Here is an 18,864-nt window from a genome sequence, read left to right as displayed (position 1 = left end):
CACACCCTACGCGACAATTCGCAGGCGGAAAGGCTGCAAATCTGCGCCATTCCAGCGGTGGCAGCTTTACCGTCAAATGTGAATTGGCGGTCTGTGCGCCAGTCGGATTCACGGAAGTTGCCCGGAACAGCCCGGATTTCCGCCAATTCCGCCGGTTGTCCTCAATCTGTAGCCCGACTTGCTTTCAAGTCATGCCAATGGTCGCGGTGGCACTGCGCCAATTCAGACATTGGCCTCCAGTAAAGCGATTTCATCGGTGGTCAGATCGAACAGCGCATAGACCTTGGCGTTGATTTCGGTTTCCAGCCAAGCGATTTCGGCTGTCAGGGCGTGGATTTCGGCGCGGCTGGTGGTGATCCAGCTTTCCCAATCATTGCGTTCCTGAAGCGGGATTCTGGCCTTCAGCGCCTTTTCCACTTCCTTTTGGAAGGCGGCGAAGTCGGGTAGGTTCCACCATTCCTTCAGCTTGGCCGAAAGCTTGGCATTGGTCGGGTTGGCAACAAGGTCGGGAATGCGGCGGGTGAGCGCCTGTTGCAGTTCCTGGCGCTTTTCTGCCGCAGTCTGCGCAGCCTTCGCGCACGCGCCTAGTTCGATCCTTTGGGCATCCGTTGCGGCGGGGATCGGTATTGTCTCAACGAATTGCGCGCTTAGCTCCAGACGCCAAACGCCACCGCGCATGGCGGGACAGATCGATTTTAGATGTAGCCAGACCACGTTGGAATTGAGCAGGGCCAGCAGAAATTGATCATTCGAATTTAAGCAAAAGGTCTTATTGTTCGATAGATATCCGAAATTGTCACTAGAAAATTTCGCGCCTTGTGAGAAGTGGGGGTATATTATTTTTGGCTCAACCATCCTCCTTACATAATTTTGCTGCGCCTGTTGTAACTCAAACCATTGTTGTTTGGTGGCCCTTAATTCTAGTTTACCCTTAAATACTTCAAGCCAGTCGCGGACTGCCGGATACTGATCAATCTGTATAGATTCTATGGGAATATAGATGATCCAAAGGCCGCGCGACTCCGCACGCCAGCGCTTCAAATCCTTCCCTTCCAGAAAGGGCTTTAGCAGTTCCGCCGAACGCGGATCGTCACGACAAAGCTTTTCCTTCGTCGGCGTGTCGATGACAAAGGCCTCATTCAGACCGGTTTTGATCCCGTATAGCGGTGAGCCATAGACGTCCTTCAGCGTCGGCTTGCCCGCCGTGATCTTCGCCCGCAAGGCGCGCAGGGCATCGCCCTCCAGTTCCCATGAACCGCGCCCCAGTGCCTCTTGCGGGAAAGACTTGGCCGCGTCGGCAAAGGCATCGGCAAAGCTACCGGCTGGCATTTCGCCAATCTTCCAGAATTGCAGATTATGGCCCGGCGGCGGACTGCCTGCCCGCATTGTCAGGATGGCGGGATAGGTGGTGACGCCTTCGAAAATCTGGTGGTCGCCAAAATCCACCACGGCTTCCAGCGTGGCCTTGGCGCGCAGGAAATCGCGCAGCGGCGCGCCCGATCCGGTCTTGAAGAAAGTGCCGCTGCTGATGAAGCCCAGCCGCCCGCCGGGTTTGAGCAACTTGATCCCGCGTTCGAAGAAGTAGGCGTAAAGGTCCGCCCGATCGGAAACCACTTCATACCGCTTTTCAAGCCACGGCTTCATGGGCTTGATCAGTTCCATGCGCACATAGGGCGGATTGCCCAGCACCACGTCGAAACCGCCGCTGGCGAAAATCTCAGGAAATGCGATTTTCCATTCGAAGCCGTGGCTGCGATAGGCAAAACTGGCGTCTTCGATCAGGCTATCACCAACGCGCAGATTGGCGTCCAGACTGTCCAGCACCTTGCCGCGCCGCGCGGTCTTGATCCACAGGCTCAGCTTGGCGATTTCCACGCTCTCGCTGTTCACGTCCACGCCGAACAGGTTGTGTGTCAGGATTTCGCTGTCAGGGTCCAGAAGGTCGCCCGCCATGCCAGTGCCGGACAGTTCGGCCAGCTTGGTGTTTACCTGCCCAAGTTCCGCTTTCAGGTAATCGAAGGCCATGATCAGGAACACGCCCGATCCGCAGGCCGGATCGACAATGCGCAAGGCGGTCAACCGGTCACGGTATTCGGCCCAGGCCTGCCGTTCCGCCTTGGCCGATTTCCATGCAATTGCCTCGTCATCGGCCTTCGCTCCCTTCGCGGCATATTGGCCAAGGATTTCGGCAAATATCTCCCGGCAATGCGTGCCAAGCGTTTGATCGACAATGAAGCGCGCCACGTAATCGGGGGTATAGACCACGCCGTCACGCTTGCGCCGCCCGCTGGTGCCACTGGTCTTCTTCTCCACCGGCGCTTGGCCCAGAGCTTCGGCCTGAAGCTGTTCCACGTCGGCAATCGACTGCTCGAATATGTGGCCCAGCACGGTGACGGAAATTTCGCTGGCAAAGTCATATTCCGCCAGCCGTTTGAAGCCCTCGCAGATATGATCCGGCACGGCCAATGCATCGATGGTGGCGTTCGGCTGGAACAGGCCACCATTGTAGCGCGGGATTTTGAGCTGGTCGTTGCCCCGGTCAATCGCGTTGAACAGGCCCAGGAACGTCTGCCAAACCGGCTTGGGGTTGTAGGGGTCGCTGTGCTGGAAGGCGCTCAGCAGGCTGTCATCGGGCAGCAGGCCGTTGTCTTCGGCAAAGGCGATGAACAGCACCCGGTCCAGAATGGTCTGGCCCAGCCGGATGGCCTCCAGCGGGTCGCCATCGGGCAGGGCGGTGCGAACCGCGCCAATCAGATCACTGCGCAGAGTGCGATAGTCGGCATAGAGCCGCGCGGTAATGTCGCGGTCTTCCTTCCGGCTTTCCTCCAGTATCGCCAACGTCTGCCCGGACAGCAGGTTGTCCGCCGACAATAGCAGCATGAACCGCTGGTATTCGGCTGGATCATGGAGCTTCGCCAGATCGAAGCTGTCATGGAATTGCCGCCCGTCCGCGTAGCTGTAGAGGCGGATTTCAAGGTAGTTGGAAACCAGCACCCATTTGGTGCCCACGTTGTCGCTGGCGTATTCCCATGCCTGTTGAACCGGGGTCTTGGCGCGGCCCGGCATGATCGCATCAAGGTTCTTGGTCTTTGCGCCCTTCAGCTCGAAAGGGGCGATGATCCGCCGTTCGCCCTTGGTGAATTGCCCCAAGGCAAGGTCAACCGATCCCGCTCCAATCTGCGCTTCAACGTCAACCGTCCACTGGCCGCTATCGTTGAAGTCCTGATAGCCCAGCACGTCGCAAATGATCCGCTGCTTGAAATTGCCGTGAAGGGCTGTTTCCTTTTGCGTCTCAATCGATCGGTCTCGGATAGTTTCGCCCCACTGGCGCAAAATTTCGAGCTTCGCCGGATCGGGGGCGGCAGCGCGAGCGATGTGGCGCTGGATCGTCTTGGAATTGAACAGTTGCACGCTTCACCCCCGCCACCCGGCAAGGCTTAGCAGCGGGTGCGGCTCGACGCCAAGAGGCTAGCCTTGCCCGCCACCCGGCAAACTTTGCATGGCTGCCACCACCTGCGCAAGGAAGGCAGGATCGACAGTTGCGGCCAGCTTACCCGCCGCGCCCTTCGCCCCGCTCAGACCCCGGATCAATTCCGCCTGCCGGTGCGGGGCAACGGTGCCGTAACTGGTAAGCGTCGTCATCACCCGCTCGTGTCCCAGATTCTGCGACCATGCCTTGAATTGCTCCGGCGTGGTGCAGACCTGCTCGCCAAGCTGCACTAACGTATCGCGCAGAGAATGGGGATTGAAATAGGGCAGGCCAGCCGCCGTGAAGGCGTTGCGGAATATGTCACGGATTGGCCCGGCCCCCTGCCAGCATTCGCCCCGGCGCAGTCCAATCGGCATGAAGCCGCCATTCTCGCCAAGCCCGATTTGCGTGGGCGGGAACAGTGGGTCGTCATCGCCCCAAAGCAGGGTGGTGCGCAGATACTCGCACCAGTCCTGCACAATTGGCAGAGTATCGCCGCCAACCGGGAAAAACCATGTGCTGAAGGTCTTGCTGGCCTTCGTCCGCACGTCCCGCGCGTCCTGATCGACACGGCCTTGCACCAGATCGACGTGCTTCAGCCGGAACGACGCCAGCGCCCCGTCGCGCGCGCCTGTCAGCAAGGCGAACGCCAACAGCGCCCGGTTGCGCAGTTCAATCGCATTGCCGGTCGGCATGGCGGCAATCACGTGGTGGACCTGTTCCAGCGTGGGGAAAGCCTTGTGCCGCGCGGCCTTGGCAATGCGCACGTCCTTTTCGGCCAGGTTGAAATAGTCGGCATCGGCATAGGACAGGCGGGACTTGTATCCGGGCTGCCCCGCCAGCCAGATAAAGAACGCGCGCAGGGCGGACAGGGTGGAATTGACCGTCGCCCGGCTCAGAGGCTTGCCGGTGCGGACAGCCGTTTGCTGATCCAGCTTGTGCTTGAAGGCCACGGCCTGTGCCCGGTGAAAGGTCTTGAAGTCCTTATGCCCGTTCGCCTCTTCAAAGCGCGCCAGCGCCTTGGCGACGGCATCGATCGATCCTTCGTCCCGGCGCTGCGCTTCCTTCAGATAAGTGAAGTATTCGCGCTTGATCCGGGCGTTCGCGGCATTGGGTTTCGCCATGGCTTGTCAGTCCTTTCGATTGGCACAATTCAGGGAAGGTTCGGGGCGCTCACATAGGCGTGGGCCTGCCTCCCTGATTTGCACGTCCAGATTGGGCATGATTGCCGGGATTGCTGCCAGGCGGGTGCGACGGTGCATCATGGTGCCGCAGGCCTCGCAAATTGCGCTCAGGTTGCCCGTGGTGGCATTCTGGCGAATGGCTTCGACCATGCCCATGGCAGGCGCGCGCGGCTGGCGGCACTTGAAGCAATAGAGGGTGCCGGGTGGACAGGGGCGCTTGCGGCTGGCGTTGCGCTTGGCGAGAAAGGCGCGAACCGTTGCCCCGTCAAACAGCGTGGGACGGCCTTCGCTGACAGGCTCCAGCCCGTTGGCCTGCCAGTGCCGCACGGTGTTCTTGTGGACGCCGCAACAGGCCGCCAGCTCCGCCGCGCTGTAGATGCGGTGCAGCTTGACCCGTCGCGGATTGGCCCGGTGCGCAGTCATGGCGCTTAGGCCTGCCCGTCAACCAGACGGCGGATCGATTCCGCCTTTACCAGGCGGCGGCTGCCAAACTTGAATGTCTCCAACCGCCCTTCGGCGATCAGCGCATAAACCGACGTGCGGCCTAGGCTCAGCGCCTTAGCGGTGTCAGTAATTGAATAGGCCAGCTTGTCCATTGCACTTGCTCCACGTGTCGCCAGCGGGTGCCAGCGTGCATGGACAAGCATCGACGATATGGCCTATCCCGTCGGACGATAGGGCCGGGATTAGGCCAGAAATTCGCATGGCAGGAATTATCGGCCTCAGGGCTTGCTGTATTCTGCCCAAATCTGACTGGCATAGGGACGCACGGTGCTTTCGCCGGGTTCATCATCGCCGGCCCGCAAGATTTCGATCAGCAGTTTTTCGACGTCGGCCTGATTGGCCACAGGAGGTTCACCCCTGTAGATTCGTCCCCAGCAAGCGCTGATTGCGGCTGGCCAGTCATACTTCGGCTTGCGCCCCCGGGTGGTTTCAGTCGTTTCCGTTGGTGCCGCCACAGGGCCTAGCGATGCCAGGCTAGGTCGATAGAAGTGGACTCCTGAAAGAGTGATCCACCGCGTCTTGTCTGGTGCTAACCCTCTCCCCGCGAAGCGGCCCAACTCCCAGTCCTGCGAGCTTTGATTTGTCGCGGTGAAGTCGGTCCAGAACCAAGTCGGCACATCCCATTCGCGTTCTTCCCAAGTCCATTTGCTGTCATCCGGTCCACCCATCGAAGCTTGAGCAAGGACTGCGCGAGCGCCGATAAATCCCAGCTTGGCCTGCTCAATGATCGTTCCGCCAGCGGCCATCGGGTTGTGGCGGTAGTGATTGTAAGCGATGCGACGTGCTTCCTTGGCAGTCGCCCAATCAGGCGACCCAGCCGCCGAAAACTCGCGGGCTATTATAGCCCTTTGTTCGAACGGCACCATTGCCAGCAGACCCGACAATCCGAAGTGGACTCCGAAAGCTTGCCAATGGTACGTCCGTTCGATCCAAGTGGAGAAGTCTCCACTCTCCCAATTCTGCTCAAGTGCCTCGTGGCCAGTCGCCCACCAAAAGCCTTTCGGGATGACTGCGTTAACGCGGACTTCTTCGCCAAGTTGCAGTTTAGCCGCGCGTCCAGTCACGAGGCCGGAATGAAGGCGCGAACAGAGCGCGAAATTGTCGCCAGCGATCTTGAGCGCCTTCGACGCGTCAATCCATTGTTCAACCATGCCCGCCAGTATGCGCCAGCGACCGAATTGAGAAAAGAACTGGCGACGATCCTATGAACCACCCCGGTTCGCAAGCTGCACGACGTCCGCCCCCTTCCGCAACCGATCCAGATAGTCCGACCACCACTGCGCCATCGTCACACGCTCTTTCCAGTGCGCGCCCCGGTGATAAGCCGCGCGCACCTTGTCGGTATCGCCGTGGGCAAGTGCCCGTTCGATTGCGTCCGGGTTCCACTTTCCGCTTTCGTTCAGCAGGGTTGAAGCCATCGCCCGGAAGCCGTGCGCCGTCATTTCATCGGTCGAATAGCCCAGCCGCCGCAAACCGGCGTTGATCGTGTTCTCGCTCATGGGGCGGGTGCGGGTCCGCGTTGACGGGAAGACATAGCCGTTCGGTCCCGTGACCGCCCGTACTTCCCGGAAGAGCGCTACCACCTGCCGCGACAAGGGGACGTGGTGTGCCTTGCGCATTTTCATCTTCCCCGCCGGGATGATCCAGATCGCGCCGTCCAGATCGATTTCGCTCCATTCGGCATGGCGCAGTTCGCCGGGGCGGACGAACACATGGGGCGCAATCTGCAAGGCCAGCTTTGTTATGCCGCTGCCCTCGTAGTCATCGATGGCGCGCAGCAGTTCCCCCGCCTTCTTCGCATCGGTAATCGCCCCGTAGTGCGTGACAGTGGGCGCGGTCAGCGCGCCGCGCAGATCACGGGTAGGGTCCGATGCCAGCCGCGCCGTCGCCACGGCATAGCGGAACACAGCACCCGCCAGTTGCAGGCTGCGCCGGGCGCTCTCCAGCTTCCCCTTGCCTTCGATTCGGCGAATGGCTGTCAGCACGTCCGCCGGTTCAATCTCGCCAATGGCCAGTTTGCCGATGGACCCGCAAACCAATGAAAGCAGGTACTCGCTGCGCGTAGCGGTGGCGGGTGCCCAGCCTTTCGTACCGTCGCGCCGCCGTTTCTCGCAGTACTCGTCGCAGATCGCCTTGAACGTGTCCGCCGCCTGTATCCGGGCGCGGACCTTCTCGCGCTGCTTTTCCCGCGACGGGTCTTTGCCAAGGGCGATCAGTTCCCGCGCTTCCTCCCGGCGACGGCGCGCCTCACCCAGGCCGATTTCGGGATAGGCCCCGATAGCCAGCAGCTTTTCCCGCCCATCCACGCGGTACTTCAACCGCCAGAGCTTGCCCCCGGCTGGCGTCACCAGAAGGAACATACCTCCCCCGTCTGCCAGCTTGATTGCCTTCGCGGCGGGTTTGGCATTGCGGATCGCCACGTCTGTCAGCGCCATGGGCTTTTCGGCCTTTCCGGGGATCGCACCCCCAATATACCCCCAAGCGTGGGGGTACGGACTTGGCCGAATCGCATATACCCCCCAATCATACCCCCAGCGGCTGGCGGCTGAATGCGAACACGGGTGAACGCTTGCGGCCTGATAACCGCAGAATACCTAGGGTTTTGGGGGTCTGTCTAGACGGATACGGACGTCTGCGAACAGAGAAATGGAGCGGGTGAAGGGAATCGAACCCTCGTCGTAAGCTTGGGAAGCTTCTGCTCTACCATTGAGCTACACCCGCTCGGGTCGCGCTGAACTCCTAGTTTTGTGCGGCCATGTCAAGCGGCACGCCGTACAGGTCGTGCTCGTCGGCGTCCTCGATCTTCACTTGAACGATGTCGCCTTGCTTCAGGTGCCCGGCGTCGCGCAGGAAAACGGTGCCGTCGATCTCGGGCGCGTCGGCCTGAGAGCGCGCATTGGCGCCATCGCCGTCGACCTCATCGACGATCACGTCGAGCGTGCGACCGACCTTGCCTGCGAGCTTTGCGGCGCTGATCGCTGCGGTCTTGTCCATGATCCGGGCGTAACGTTCTTCCTTCACCGCCTCGGGTACGGCGCCGGGCAGATCGTTCGCTGCCGCGCCTTCGACCGGTTCGAACCGGAAGGCGCCAACCCGATCGAGCTGCGCTTCGTCGAGCCAGTCGAGCAGATACTGGAAGTCCGCCTCGGTCTCACCCGGGAAGCCGACCACGAAGGTCGAGCGGATGGTGATGTCAGGCGCGATGCTGCGCCAGTGCCTCAGCCGTTCCAGCACCTTGGCCTCGTTCGCCGGCCGACGCATGGTCCGCAGGACGCTGGGCGCGGCATGCTGAAAGGGGATGTCGAGATAGGGGAGGATCAAGCCCTCGGCCATCAACGGGATGACCTGGTCGACATGGGGGTAGGGGTAGACATAGTGAAGCCGGACCCACGGCGCGATCCTGCCGAGTTCGCGTGCGAGGTCGGTCATGTGCGGGACGATCGGCTCGCCCTTCCACATCCGCGGTTCCTTGCGGATGTCTATGCCATAGGCCGAGGTGTCCTGGCTGATGACCAGCAGCTCATTCGTGCCGGCCGCAACCAGCTTTTCCGCCTCGCGCAGGATCGCATCGGGGCGGCGGCTGACCAAGTCGCCGCGCAGTGCCGGGATGATGCAGAAGGCGCAGCGGTGATTGCAGCCCTCGCTGATCTTGAGATAGCTGTAATGGCGCGGCGTGAGCTTCAGCCCTGCATCGGGGACCAGATTCAGGAACGCGTTCGGCGGCATCGGCGCCGCCTCATGGACCGCGCCGACGACCTCCTCATATTGGTGCGCGCCGGTGACGGCGAGGACATTGGGGAAGCGGGCGCGGATGACTTCCGCCTCCTTGCCCATGCAGCCGGTGACGATGACGCGGCCATTCTCCGCAATCGCCTCGCCGATCGCTTCGAGCGATTCTTCCTTGGCGCTGTCGAGAAAACCGCAGGTGTTGACGAGCACCACGTCCGCGCCGGCATAATCGGCCGACATGGCATAGCCGTCGGAACGGAGCTTGGTCAGGATACGCTCGCTGTCGACCAGATTTTTGGGACAGCCGAGCGACACCATGCCCACCTTGGGGGCTTCGGGGAGTCGCGTTGCCATGATCGGCGGGCGACATAGGGGTTTCTACAGAAAAAGATAGGGGGCGGGCGGGTGGAGCCCGTTACCCGCCCGGGCCTTCAAGCCGAACGATCGCGGGTCCGGATCACCTCAACGATCAGGTCGCCAGCCTGAAGCGCTCGTGCTTCGGGTGCGAAAAAGCCGAACGCCTGACCGTTGCGGTAGAGGCGCAGGCCGACGCCGGTGGCCAGCGCTGATAGCGGCTGGCCCACTTCGTCGGGCATGACCGGGCGCTCGGTCAGCGCGACTGGGCCGTCGATGCTCGCCAGGTCCATCATATAGTCGGCGATGTGCTGGCTCTTGCAGGAATTGGCGAGCAACAGCCCGGCAAAGCTGACAGGGTTGATGACCGTCGTGGCGCCGGCGGCGCGGGCAGGGAGTTCGTTATCCTCGGCGTTTACCACCGTGCTGATCTTCAGATCGGGCGCGAGATGGCGGGCGGTCAGCGTGATGAGCACGGATGTATCGTCGCGGCCGGCGCTGACGATCATCGCCGATGCATCGCGGATCTTCACATCTTCCAGCGTCGCGTCACGAGTCGCGTCGCCCTGCAGGATGATGCAGCCGCACGAACGGGCGCTCTCCAGCGCGTCGGCGGCGCAATCGATCACGACGATATGGCCCGGATCGGTGCCGCGAGCGATCAGTTCATCGACCGCCTCGGACCCCGTCGTGCCATAGCCCGCGACGATGATGTGGCCGCGCAAGTTCTTCTGGATGACCGCCATGCGCAATTTGTCCCATGTGCGTTTGAGAACGAAGTTATAGGCGGTGCCGATGAACAGCAGCACCGCGAAGATGCGGATCGGCGTTACCACCAGCGCGTCGAACAGCCGTGCCTGCTGGCTCACCGGCACGATGTCGCCATAGCCGACCGTGGTGATCGAGATCATGGTGAAGTAGACGACGTCGGCGAAGCTGACATGCCCGTCGTAATTGTCACGCAGCCCGGAACGATCGAACCAGTGAACACCGATCGCCAGCACGAACATGAACACCACCGCCAGCACGCGCCAGGTGATCGACACCCAGACCGGCAGGGTGGACTTGCGCTTGAGCGTTGCGTGCGATGGGAGCGCCATTCAGCGTGCCGAATGCCCTTGCCGTCCAATCGTTCCGCTGCCGTTCGTACCTGCGGTCATGTTGGCAGGCGCCTCATGCAAATGCGCGGGCAAGCATATCCAGCGACGGCGCGTGCGTCATGTCGAGATGCAGCGGCGTAACGGTAATCAGGCCCTGCTCAATCGCCTCTAGGTCCGTATCGGCGACCGGCGTATGAGGCACGCGGCCTAGGCCGAACCAGTAATAGTCGAAACCGCGCGGATCGGTCCGCTTGTCTAGCTTTAGCCGGCCATAGTCGCGCAGGCCCTGGCCGACCGGCTTGATACCCTTGACCTCGGCGGCCGGAACTGGCGGGAAGTTGACATTCATCAGCGTGCGCGGTGCCCAATCGGCATCCAGCAATGGTCGCAGCACACGCTCGCCCCAAGCCTCGGCCGCTTCGAAACTGACCTGCTCGCCCGGCGCGCTTAGCGCATAGCGCTGGCTGAGCGCGATCGAGCGGATGCCGGCCAGCGCGCCTTCCATCGCGGCCGATACGGTGCCCGAATAGCTGACATCCTCACCCAGATTGGCGCCGCGATTAACGCCTGACAGGATCAAGTCGGGCTTGGCGTCCTTCATGATCTCGGCGAGCGCCATCATTACCGCATCGGTCGGCGTACCGGTAACCGCGAACCGCCGTTCACCGAAGGTGCGCAGCCGCACGGGTTCGGTCAGGCTTAAGGAACGTCCTTTGCCGGATTGTTCCTCGAGCGGCGCGACGATGGTGATGTCGTCGGATAGCGTGCGGGCAATGCGTTCGAGCACCTGAAGCCCGCGCGCATGGACGCCATCGTCATTGGTGAGCAGGATCCTCATTAGGCAGGCTCAAGCTTGTTCAAGCCGCGCAGATAGGGCTGCAAGGCCGTCGGCACGGCAACCGATCCGTCCTCCTGCTGGTAATTTTCCAGAACCGCGACCAGGGTCCGCCCGACCGCCAGACCCGATCCGTTCAACGTGTGGACGAACGCCGGCTTGCCGTCGGCATTGCGATAGCGCGCGTTCATGCGCCGCGCCTGGAAGTCCGTGCAGGTCGAGCAGGACGAAATCTCGCGGTAGCGCCCCTGGCCGGGCAGCCACACCTCCAGATCATAGGTGCGCGCGGCACTGAACCCCATGTCGCCCGCGCACAGCTTCATGCGGCGGAAGGGAAGGCCAAGCGCGTGGAGGATGCCCTCGGCCGCCGCGGTCATCCGTTCGTGTTCGGCTTCGGAAGCCTCCGGCGCGGTGATCGAAACCATCTCGACCTTGTCGAACTGGTGCTGGCGGATATAGCCGCGGGTGTCGCGTCCCGCCGCGCCGGCTTCGGAACGGAAGCAGGGGGTAAGCGCGGTGAAGCGTAGCGGCAGTACCTCTGCCGGCAGGATTTGCTCGCGCACGATGTTGGTCAGGCTGACCTCCGCAGTCGGAATCAGCCAGCGACCGTCGGTCGTCCGGAACAGGTCCTCCGCGAATTTGGGCAGCTGTCCAGTGCCGAACATCGCATCGTCGCGCACTAGCAGCGGCGGGTTCACTTCTTCATAGCCATGCTCGCTAGTCAGCGTATCGAGCATGAACTGGCCCAGCGCGCGCGCGAGCCTGGCGGCATGGCCGCGCACCAGCGTGAAGCGCGCGCCGGCGAGCAATGCACCCGTTTCGAAGTCGAGGCCGAGCGCCGGCGCGAAGGCGTCGTGCTCCTGCGGTTCGAATGTGAAGTCGGGCAGGGTGCCCCGCATGTGAACCAGTTGGTTGTCGTCCTCATCCTTCCCCTCCGGCACGTCGTCGGCGGGCAGGTTGGGGAGGGCGGCTAGCGCATCGCGCAGCGCTTCGTCCGCTGCGCCCTGTGAGAGCGTGAGGGTCTCGAGTTCTGCCTTCAGGCTGGCGACTTCGGTCATCAACGCCTGCGCGCGATCCTCGTCCTTCGCGGCCTTGGCTTGGCCGACCTGCTTCGACAGGTCGTTGCGGCGTGCCTGTACCTCCTGCTGGCGCGTGGTCAGCGCACGGCGCGCCTCGTCCAGTGCGGTGATCGTCGCGGCATGCGGCTCAAGCCCCTTGCGGGCCAGCGCAGTGTCGAAAGCTTGCGGATTGTCGCGGATCAGGCGGATGTCGTGCATGGGTGCAGGCTATGGAGGCGCGCGATAAAGCGCGCAACCCGGCCTGCATTGCATGCGTTCCGGTGATGACCAATCACAGGAGAAGAACGATGCAGGTTCCCCATAATGCCTTTGTCGTGGTGGCCGATGGCCGCAAGATGCTGTTCCTGCGCAACGAGGGCGATGAGGCCTATCCCAACCTTCAGCTCGAGCGGAAGCGCGTTCAGGACAACCCTAGCGACCTCGACCAGAAGACCGACAAGGCGGGGCGGGCGTCGTCCACCCAGTCGGGGCCCGGCGCGCCAGCCGTTGCGCAGAACGGGTCGAATCACGCCAGCGGCGCCGGGGCGCAGTTCGCGCCATCACGCGGGACGATGGGTGAGACCGACTATCATCAGATGGAAGAGGACAAGTTCGCGGCCGAGACTGCCGAACTGTTGCGCAAGCGTGCGCTCAACAACGATTTTGAATCGCTGATCATCGTCGCGCCGCCCAAGACGCTGGGCGAATTGCGCAAGAATTATCACAAGGAGGTCGAGAAACGGCTGGCGGGTGAGATTGCGAAGGACCTCACCGGCCACACGTTGCCGGAAATCGAGCAGGCGTTGATCGCGGCCGATTAAGCTGCCGACGCGTCCGCCGTCTTGCGGTTCTGGAAGCGTTTGCGCGCGACCAGGGCCGCTGCGGCGGCGCCGAACAGCAGAACCATCGGCGGGGCAGGCACCGGTTCGGGGCCATGCGGCGTGCCGCTCGACGTGCCGCTGGACGGGGATGTCGATGTGCTGGTCGAGCTCGAGGTGCTCCAGCCGCTGGACGTGCTCCATCCGCTAGAAGTTGAGGTCGAAACATCGCCTGACGAGCTTGCCGACGTCGACGAGGCCGACGAGGTCGACGAGGATGTTGACACGTCGCCCGACGAGGATGCCGAAGTCGAGGTGGACACGTCACCCGACGATCCGCCCGCCGAAGTGGATGTGGACGAGCCGCCGGTAGAGGTCGAAGTCGAGGAACCGCCGGTCGAGGTGGAGGTGCCACCGGTCGAAACGTCGATGTCGATGTTGATGCCGCTCGACGTGCCGCTGCTCGTCGTGCCCGAGCTGGTGCTGGTTGAGGTCGAGATGACGATCCCGCTGCTGCCGGAAGACCCGCCCGATCCGCCGAAGAAGCCCCCGGCGAAGAAGCCACCACCGAACCCGCCGCCAAAGCCGCCGCCGCCGCCGACCGCAGCTGCCCCGCCGCCGCCACCGCCGCCGACTGCCGGCATTTCGGCATAGCTGGGCGGGGGCAGCGGGATTGCCGTGCCTTGGGTGGTGACGGTTACAACCTGTGGTGTGCATTGCGCCGTGGTGGTGACCGTCCGCCGAACGACTCGCTTACGCACGCCGGCTCGAGAAGCCACGCGCCGTTTGACGACGCGCTGCTTCACGCTTTCGCGCTGCTTCGAGAAGCTTCGTTCCGCGCGCGCCGTATCGGCGACATGCACCGCCCCGCCGCCGACCACCGCGCCCCCGCAGGCACATGCGCAAAGCTTAGCCAAGGCCATTTTAACTGACATGACGAATACTTTCCTGTCCCTGAACACGCCCCGGAGCGCTAATCAAGCAGCGACTGCGATGGTTCATTTGCGAGAAAGTGCAGAAGAAAGTATTAAGTTCAATAGCGTTAACCAAAGCTTGGGCGCTGGCGTGTCCTATTTTCAGAACATGAAAGAGCGATATATGGTTAATGTGTCGGAAAGAGACATTTCTCGGCTAGTTCTCGAAGTGATGCGTGATCTTGGTCGTCGTTCGCGGAGATTGGCGGCGCGGCCACTTCCTGCAATTTCCTGCATTGCGGGAGCTGCTTGACGCAAGACGTTGCTGGATTCGAGCGCTTGTGGAGTAGAGCGCGCATCCGTATAGCGCCGGCGGGCAAAAAGCGGACTTCCGATCGCTTCGCTGTCGGATATCCGGGGTGGAGAGTGCAAATGGCGACCGTTTACGATCATCGCGACGACTCCGAAAAACTGCCGCCGGCTGCCAACGACCCGGCTAATGGTTACCGGCCGAGCCCTGACGAACCCTTCATGAATTCGCGCCAGCTCGATTATTTTCGCGAAAAGCTGCTGGCCTGGAAGGATGCGATCCATCGCGAGGCGGCCGGCACGCTGAGCCAGCTTCAAGTCGATTCGCTCCGCGAAGCCGATCTGACCGATCGCGCGTCGAGCGAAACCGACTGGTCGATCGAACTGCGTACCCGCGATCGCCAGCGCAAGTTGATCGCGAAGATCGACGCCGCGCTGCGTCGGATCGAGGACGGTGAATATGGCTATTGCGAAGTCACCGGCGAGCCGATCAGCCTTGGGCGCCTGGAAGCTCGACCGATCGCGACGATGACGGTTGAAGCGCAGGAGCGCCACGAGCGTAACGAAAAGGTGTCGCGCGAGGAATAAGCGCTGCGGCGCCGGCTCTTCGGGACAAGTTAACGCTTTGGATAGTGATTGCTGCTCTAGTCTCGCGCCGAAGCAGATCAACGCGAGTGGAAGATGGACCAGCTTTCAACCGATCCCCTGACCGGCGTAGCGGCGGCCGACGATGCCGCGAGCCAGCGGAACGGCGCGCGTGACAGCCTGTTGCTGTCGGCTCAGTTGCAGGCCGATGACGGCGTCGATCTGACCGTGCGCGTGCGAAACCTGTCTTCGGGCGGGCTGATGGCGGAATATGCCGCACCGATTGCACGAGGCGCGCCGGTGAAAGTCGATGTTCGCGGCGTCGGGTGGGTCAAGGGACACATCGCATGGACGGCGGAGGGCAGGATCGGCATCGCGTTCGAGCGGGAGATCGATCCTCTGGCAGCGCGAAAGCCGGTTTCGGGTCGGGCGAGCGCAACCGCAACGCCACTTCGTCGGGCACTTTGAACTAGGCGGCGATCCCGCAGTCCATTGGCGGCCCGGGGCCGTTATCGGCGCCACCCTGGCCACAGCTGGTCCAGGGTGACACCGCGCGCGTTAAATCAGCTCGATCTGTTCCTTTACCTTGAGTTTCTGGCGCTTCAGATCGGCGATGATCATCTGATCGGGTAATGGCCGGTGCGATTCATCTGCGATCCGTCGATCGAGCGTCGCGTGCTTGGCCTCAAGTGCCGAGAGATGCGCGTTCTGCATGGAAGCAATCCTCCTGCTCACTGGTTGGGGGAAAGGGCAGTAAATCACGATTCGCGCAGCAAGTCTCCCCTTGCGGATTGTGCCATCGACAGGGCAACGCTGATCTGCGACGGAGCGACTTGGGCGGGGCAGGGGGCACGATGGACGATAGCGAAATTCAGCGCCGGCTCGAGCTTCTGCGCATCGAGCATCGCGATCTGGATGCCGCGATCGACGCGCTGCGGCTGGCCGGCGCGCCCGACCAACTGCAGATTGCCAGGCTCAAGAAACGAAAGCTGCGCCTGCGCGACGAGATCGCGCTGCTCGAGGATCAGCTGATCCCGGATATCATCGCGTGATTCACATCGGGACGGTTCGCGCTGCCATGGCACAGACGCGGGCACATTTAACTATTCCGTCCAGGGCAGGTTTCTGACAGCGTAACGGTATGACTGGGGCAGCACCAACCACGCGCATCCACCGACGGCTGATCGACGCGCTCTATACGGAGGCGATGCTGCTGGCCGACGAGGCACGCGGCTATTTCGACCAGATGGGGCGCAGCGACCGCGATACGCTCGACGCGATGACGCGCGTCGTATTCTCGTGCGAATCGCTCAAGGTCACCACCAGGTTGATGCACGTGATCGCCTGGCTGCTGACTCAGCGTGCGGTCGATGCCGGCGAACTGGCTGCGCGCGATGCGCTCGACCCCTCACGTCGCTTGGGCTCTGCGCCCGAAAGCGATCTGGCGGCGTTCGATGCCATGCCGACTGCTGCGCGAAGCCTGATCCACGCCAGTATCGACCTGTACCGCCGGGTCGAACGCCTCGATACGACGCAGGGCCATGACGCGCAGATTGTGGTCAGCCCGGCGCGAACCATGCTCGATCGGCTTGCCCACGCCTTCTAGCAAGAGGCGTCAAATCTCGGTGCAGGCACGCGCCCTCAACGCCAGCCGCCATCGCCTATCGCGGCGATCCGTGCTTTGGCCGCGCGATATTCGCCATCCAGCCGATCGACAAACGCCGCGACCGGCTGCACCGACTTGACCGCGCCGATGCCCTGACCTGACCCCCAGATGTCGCGCCACGCCTTGGCCTTGCTATTACCGCCGGAGCCGAAGTTCATCTTGCTGGGGTCACTGACCGGTAGATTGTCGGGATCGAGCCCGGCCCCTTCGATCGAGGCGCGCAGGTAATTGCCGTGAACCCCGGTGAAGAGGTTGGTGTAGACAATGTCGGACGCGCTGCTCGCAACGATGCCCGCCTTGTACGGATCCTCTGCATTCGCCTCCGCCGTCGCGATGAACGGCGAGCCGATATAGGCGAGGTCGGCGCCCATCGCCTGCGCCGCCAGGATTGCGCCGCCATTGGCAATCGCGCCGGACAGGATGATCGGGCCATCGAACCAGGCCCGAGTCTCCTGTACGAACGCCATAGGGTTCAGCACCCCGGCATGGCCGCCAGCGCCGGTGCAGACCAGGATCAGCCCGTCGGCCCCCTTGTCGACCGCCTTGTGCGCAAACCGGTCGTTGATCACGTCGTGCAGTGTGATGCCGCCCCAACCGTGCACGGCCTGGTTCACCGCCTCTTGCGCGCCGAGCGAGGTGATTACGATCGGAACCTGCCATTTGGCACAGGTCGCGAGATCCGCTTCCAGTCGATCGTTGGACTTGTGCACGATCTGATTGACCGCGAACGGCGCAGCGGGCCGCGTAGGGTTGTCGCGATTGTGTGCTGCAAGTTCCTCGGTGATGCGGTGCAGCCATTCGTCCAGCTGGCTTTGCGGCCGGGCATTGAGCGCGGGGAAGGACCCCACGATCCCGGCTTTGCACTGGGCGATGACCAGGTCGGGACCGGACACGATGAAAAGCGGCGAGCCGATGACCGGCAGGCGCAGGCGATCAAAAAGCGGTGGAAGAGCCATATCGCCATTTCATAATCGAACTGAATGCCCTGTCTAGCGCGCCGTACCCGATGTTTGAAAAGTCAGTCGAGCCGTCTCAGGCCGGCGCGAAATCGCCGTTGTCGATCGACATAAGCGCGTGCCGAGATGAGCAGGCCGGCCCGCGTAGCATCGTCCAGATCGCGGATCGCGCGTGCCGGGCTGCCGACGATCAGGCTGCCTGGCTCGAACACCTTACCCTCGGTCACCAAGGCGCCCGCGCCGATCAGGCAGTCATCGCCGATCACCGCATGGTTCAGGATGATCGCGCCCATTCCCACCAGCACGCGGTTCCCGATCGTGCACCCGTGCAGGATGGCATGGTGCCCGATCGTGCAATCCGCTCCGATCGTCAGTGGCGCGCCGGGGTCGGAGTGAAGCATCGCGCCCTCCTGCACATTGCTGCGCTCGCCGACGATGATCGGCGTGTTATCGGCGCGAATGACGGCACCGAACCATATGCCGACATCGCTGGACAGCCGTGCATCGCCGATCACGTCGGCGCTCTCGGCGACCCAGGCCGTGTCGTCGATCGTCGGCCTCAGGTCTTCGAACGCATAGATTGCCACGTTGATATCCCTTCCTGCGTCTTGCCGCATTTTGCATCGCTTGCGGAACGTCCGGCGTGTTCGACCGTATATAAGCCAGACTCGGCACTGCCGAGCCGGATTACGGGAGACGGCAGATGATCAACCTTATCGTATTGCTTGTGGTAGGCGGTGTGCTGGGCTGGTTGGCCAGCATCGTCATGCGGACCGACGCGCAGCAAGGCATCTTCCTGAATGTCGTCGTGGGCATCGTCGGCGCGCTGCTGGCGGGCCTGCTCATCACGCCGATGATCGGCGGTGCTTCGATTACCGATGGTTCGTTCAGCGCAACCTCGCTGCTTATTTCGTTCCTGGGTGCGGTCGTGTTGCTGGCGATCGTCAACCTGGTTCGCCGCGGCTCGGTTCGCTAAGCCCGGACAACGTTCCCAAGCAACTGGGGCGGCTTCGGCCGCCCCTATTTTGTTCAGCCCAGCGCGCCCTGTGGCAGGAAGGGAACGTGGACGCCCAGGAGTGCCGCCAGCGCCACTGCGCCGAACAAGACGGCAAGGGTCGAGGACATCGAAAACAGGCCCCAGCCGACTACCGTCACCATCTGCGGGTTGGGACGCGCAAGCCGGCGGTTCTGCTCGACCGACAATAGGACGAACATCGACAACAAGCCGTAGATGAAAACTGAAAACTCGATCATTCGTCCGCAACCCGCCCGGTAGATATGCCCCGCACGATCCTATGTGCGAAGGGTTAAGGCTTCGCAATAAGCGTCCGCCGCATTTCGCCGCAGCGCAGCGTAATTTCGTCTTGCTGGTCGCCGCCACTC

The 18,864-nt window shown here is 62.4% G+C and carries 22 protein-coding genes and 1 tRNA gene; 8 read left to right on the top strand and 15 right to left on the bottom strand.

The features are described 5' to 3' along the window. Positions 1 to 222: 222 nt before the first annotated feature. The 11 genes from BFL28_RS05665 to serS all read right to left on the bottom strand — a co-directional run bounded on the left by BFL28_RS05665 (position 223) and on the right by serS (position 12,452). A complete protein-coding gene (locus BFL28_RS05665; protein ID WP_079246957.1) occupies positions 223 to 3,411 on the bottom strand; it encodes an Eco57I restriction-modification methylase domain-containing protein in 3,189 nt (1,062 codons plus the stop codon). A gap of 57 nt (positions 3,412 to 3,468) precedes the next feature. Further along, on the bottom strand, positions 3,469 to 4,593 hold the full coding sequence (locus BFL28_RS05660) for a tyrosine-type recombinase/integrase (protein WP_069319633.1): 1,125 nt from the start codon (positions 4,591 to 4,593) through the stop codon (positions 3,469 to 3,471). Between the two features lie 6 nt (positions 4,594 to 4,599). Next, positions 4,600 to 5,076, bottom strand: coding sequence for a helix-turn-helix domain-containing protein (locus tag BFL28_RS05655; RefSeq protein WP_069319632.1), 477 nt, complete (start codon positions 5,074 to 5,076; stop codon positions 4,600 to 4,602). A gap of 5 nt (positions 5,077 to 5,081) precedes the next feature. Then, positions 5,082 to 5,249 (bottom strand): helix-turn-helix domain-containing protein, encoded by a 168-nt coding sequence (locus BFL28_RS05650; RefSeq protein WP_069319631.1) that lies wholly within the window; start codon positions 5,247 to 5,249, stop codon positions 5,082 to 5,084. 126 nt (positions 5,250 to 5,375) lie between these two features. Next, positions 5,376 to 6,308 carry a hypothetical protein gene (locus BFL28_RS20705; RefSeq protein ID WP_131818609.1) on the bottom strand — a complete coding sequence of 311 codons (933 nt, stop codon included), beginning with the start codon at positions 6,306 to 6,308 and terminating at the stop codon, positions 5,376 to 5,378. A 51-nt stretch (positions 6,309 to 6,359) separates the two neighbouring features. Continuing rightward, positions 6,360 to 7,592, bottom strand: a complete 1,233-nt coding sequence (locus tag BFL28_RS05645; RefSeq protein ID WP_069319630.1) for a tyrosine-type recombinase/integrase — start codon at positions 7,590 to 7,592, stop codon at positions 6,360 to 6,362. A gap of 212 nt (positions 7,593 to 7,804) precedes the next feature. Next, a tRNA-Gly gene (locus tag BFL28_RS05640) sits at positions 7,805 to 7,878 on the bottom strand. An 18-nt stretch (positions 7,879 to 7,896) separates the two neighbouring features. After that, positions 7,897 to 9,240 (bottom strand): 30S ribosomal protein S12 methylthiotransferase RimO, encoded by a 1,344-nt coding sequence (gene rimO / locus BFL28_RS05635; RefSeq protein WP_069319629.1) that lies wholly within the window; start codon positions 9,238 to 9,240, stop codon positions 7,897 to 7,899. Between the two features lie 77 nt (positions 9,241 to 9,317). Continuing rightward, complete coding sequence (locus BFL28_RS05630; protein ID WP_069319628.1) at positions 9,318 to 10,340, bottom strand: potassium channel family protein; 1,023 nt, start codon at positions 10,338 to 10,340, stop codon at positions 9,318 to 9,320. A gap of 73 nt (positions 10,341 to 10,413) precedes the next feature. Next, positions 10,414 to 11,178, bottom strand: coding sequence for a 5'/3'-nucleotidase SurE (gene surE / locus BFL28_RS05625; RefSeq protein ID WP_069319627.1), 765 nt, complete (start codon positions 11,176 to 11,178; stop codon positions 10,414 to 10,416). Further along, entirely contained in the window at positions 11,178 to 12,452 is a 1,275-nt protein-coding gene (gene serS / locus BFL28_RS05620; RefSeq protein WP_069319626.1) for a serine--tRNA ligase, read from the bottom strand. Before serS ends, surE begins: the two co-directional genes overlap by 1 nt. 89 nt (positions 12,453 to 12,541) lie before the next feature. Here serS and BFL28_RS05615 point away from each other — a divergent pair, with 89 nt between their 5' ends. The 5 genes from BFL28_RS05615 (at position 12,542) to BFL28_RS05600 (ending at position 15,327) form a co-directional block, all read left to right on the top strand. Further along, on the top strand, positions 12,542 to 13,054 hold the full coding sequence (locus BFL28_RS05615) for a host attachment family protein (RefSeq protein WP_069319625.1): 513 nt from the start codon (positions 12,542 to 12,544) through the stop codon (positions 13,052 to 13,054). A 39-nt stretch (positions 13,055 to 13,093) separates the two neighbouring features. Continuing rightward, positions 13,094 to 13,705: a hypothetical protein gene (locus BFL28_RS05610; protein ID WP_193790884.1), complete on the top strand. Its 612-nt coding sequence runs from the start codon at positions 13,094 to 13,096 to the stop codon at positions 13,703 to 13,705. A 279-nt stretch (positions 13,706 to 13,984) separates the two neighbouring features. After that, positions 13,985 to 14,278 (top strand): hypothetical protein, encoded by a 294-nt coding sequence (locus BFL28_RS21065; protein ID WP_173655682.1) that lies wholly within the window; start codon positions 13,985 to 13,987, stop codon positions 14,276 to 14,278. A 119-nt stretch (positions 14,279 to 14,397) separates the two neighbouring features. Next, positions 14,398 to 14,862 (top strand): RNA polymerase-binding protein DksA, encoded by a 465-nt coding sequence (dksA, locus tag BFL28_RS05605; protein ID WP_069319623.1) that lies wholly within the window; start codon positions 14,398 to 14,400, stop codon positions 14,860 to 14,862. A 93-nt stretch (positions 14,863 to 14,955) separates the two neighbouring features. Continuing rightward, positions 14,956 to 15,327: a PilZ domain-containing protein gene (locus tag BFL28_RS05600; protein WP_069319622.1), complete on the top strand. Its 372-nt coding sequence runs from the start codon at positions 14,956 to 14,958 to the stop codon at positions 15,325 to 15,327. A 90-nt stretch (positions 15,328 to 15,417) separates the two neighbouring features. Here BFL28_RS05600 and BFL28_RS20050 read toward each other — a convergent pair whose 3' ends face one another. Beyond that, positions 15,418 to 15,573, bottom strand: a complete 156-nt coding sequence (locus BFL28_RS20050) for a YdcH family protein (protein WP_079246956.1) — start codon at positions 15,571 to 15,573, stop codon at positions 15,418 to 15,420. 140 nt (positions 15,574 to 15,713) lie between these two features. Between BFL28_RS20050 and BFL28_RS05595 the strand changes: the two genes are divergently transcribed. Next, the gene (locus BFL28_RS05595) at positions 15,714 to 15,911 is read left to right on the top strand and encodes a YdcH family protein (protein WP_069319621.1); all 198 of its coding nucleotides are present in this window, start codon (positions 15,714 to 15,716) and stop codon (positions 15,909 to 15,911) included. A gap of 89 nt (positions 15,912 to 16,000) precedes the next feature. Further along, positions 16,001 to 16,465, top strand: coding sequence for a DUF1465 family protein (locus BFL28_RS05590; RefSeq protein ID WP_069319620.1), 465 nt, complete (start codon positions 16,001 to 16,003; stop codon positions 16,463 to 16,465). Between the two features lie 35 nt (positions 16,466 to 16,500). On the opposite strand, the gene BFL28_RS05585 is transcribed toward BFL28_RS05590, so the two are convergent. Together BFL28_RS05585 and BFL28_RS05580 are read right to left on the bottom strand one after the other, a co-directional pair. Then, positions 16,501 to 17,481: an NAD(P)H-dependent flavin oxidoreductase gene (locus BFL28_RS05585; protein WP_069319619.1), complete on the bottom strand. Its 981-nt coding sequence runs from the start codon at positions 17,479 to 17,481 to the stop codon at positions 16,501 to 16,503. A 62-nt stretch (positions 17,482 to 17,543) separates the two neighbouring features. Beyond that, positions 17,544 to 18,068, bottom strand: coding sequence for a gamma carbonic anhydrase family protein (locus BFL28_RS05580; RefSeq protein ID WP_069319618.1), 525 nt, complete (start codon positions 18,066 to 18,068; stop codon positions 17,544 to 17,546). 116 nt (positions 18,069 to 18,184) lie between these two features. Here BFL28_RS05580 and BFL28_RS05575 point away from each other — a divergent pair, with 116 nt between their 5' ends. Then, positions 18,185 to 18,457, top strand: coding sequence for a GlsB/YeaQ/YmgE family stress response membrane protein (locus BFL28_RS05575; RefSeq protein WP_420911754.1), 273 nt, complete (start codon positions 18,185 to 18,187; stop codon positions 18,455 to 18,457). 53 nt (positions 18,458 to 18,510) lie between these two features. On the opposite strand, the gene BFL28_RS05570 is transcribed toward BFL28_RS05575, so the two are convergent. After that, on the bottom strand, positions 18,511 to 18,696 hold the full coding sequence (locus BFL28_RS05570; protein ID WP_241527228.1) for a hypothetical protein: 186 nt from the start codon (positions 18,694 to 18,696) through the stop codon (positions 18,511 to 18,513). Positions 18,697 to 18,864 lie beyond the last annotated feature (168 nt).

Origin of the sequence: Sphingomonas turrisvirgatae (genome assembly GCF_001721295.1) — a bacterium.
In the GTDB taxonomy this organism is placed as follows: domain Bacteria; phylum Pseudomonadota; class Alphaproteobacteria; order Sphingomonadales; family Sphingomonadaceae; genus Sphingomonas; species Sphingomonas turrisvirgatae.
This window is presented reverse-complemented; position numbering and strand designations above follow the sequence as displayed.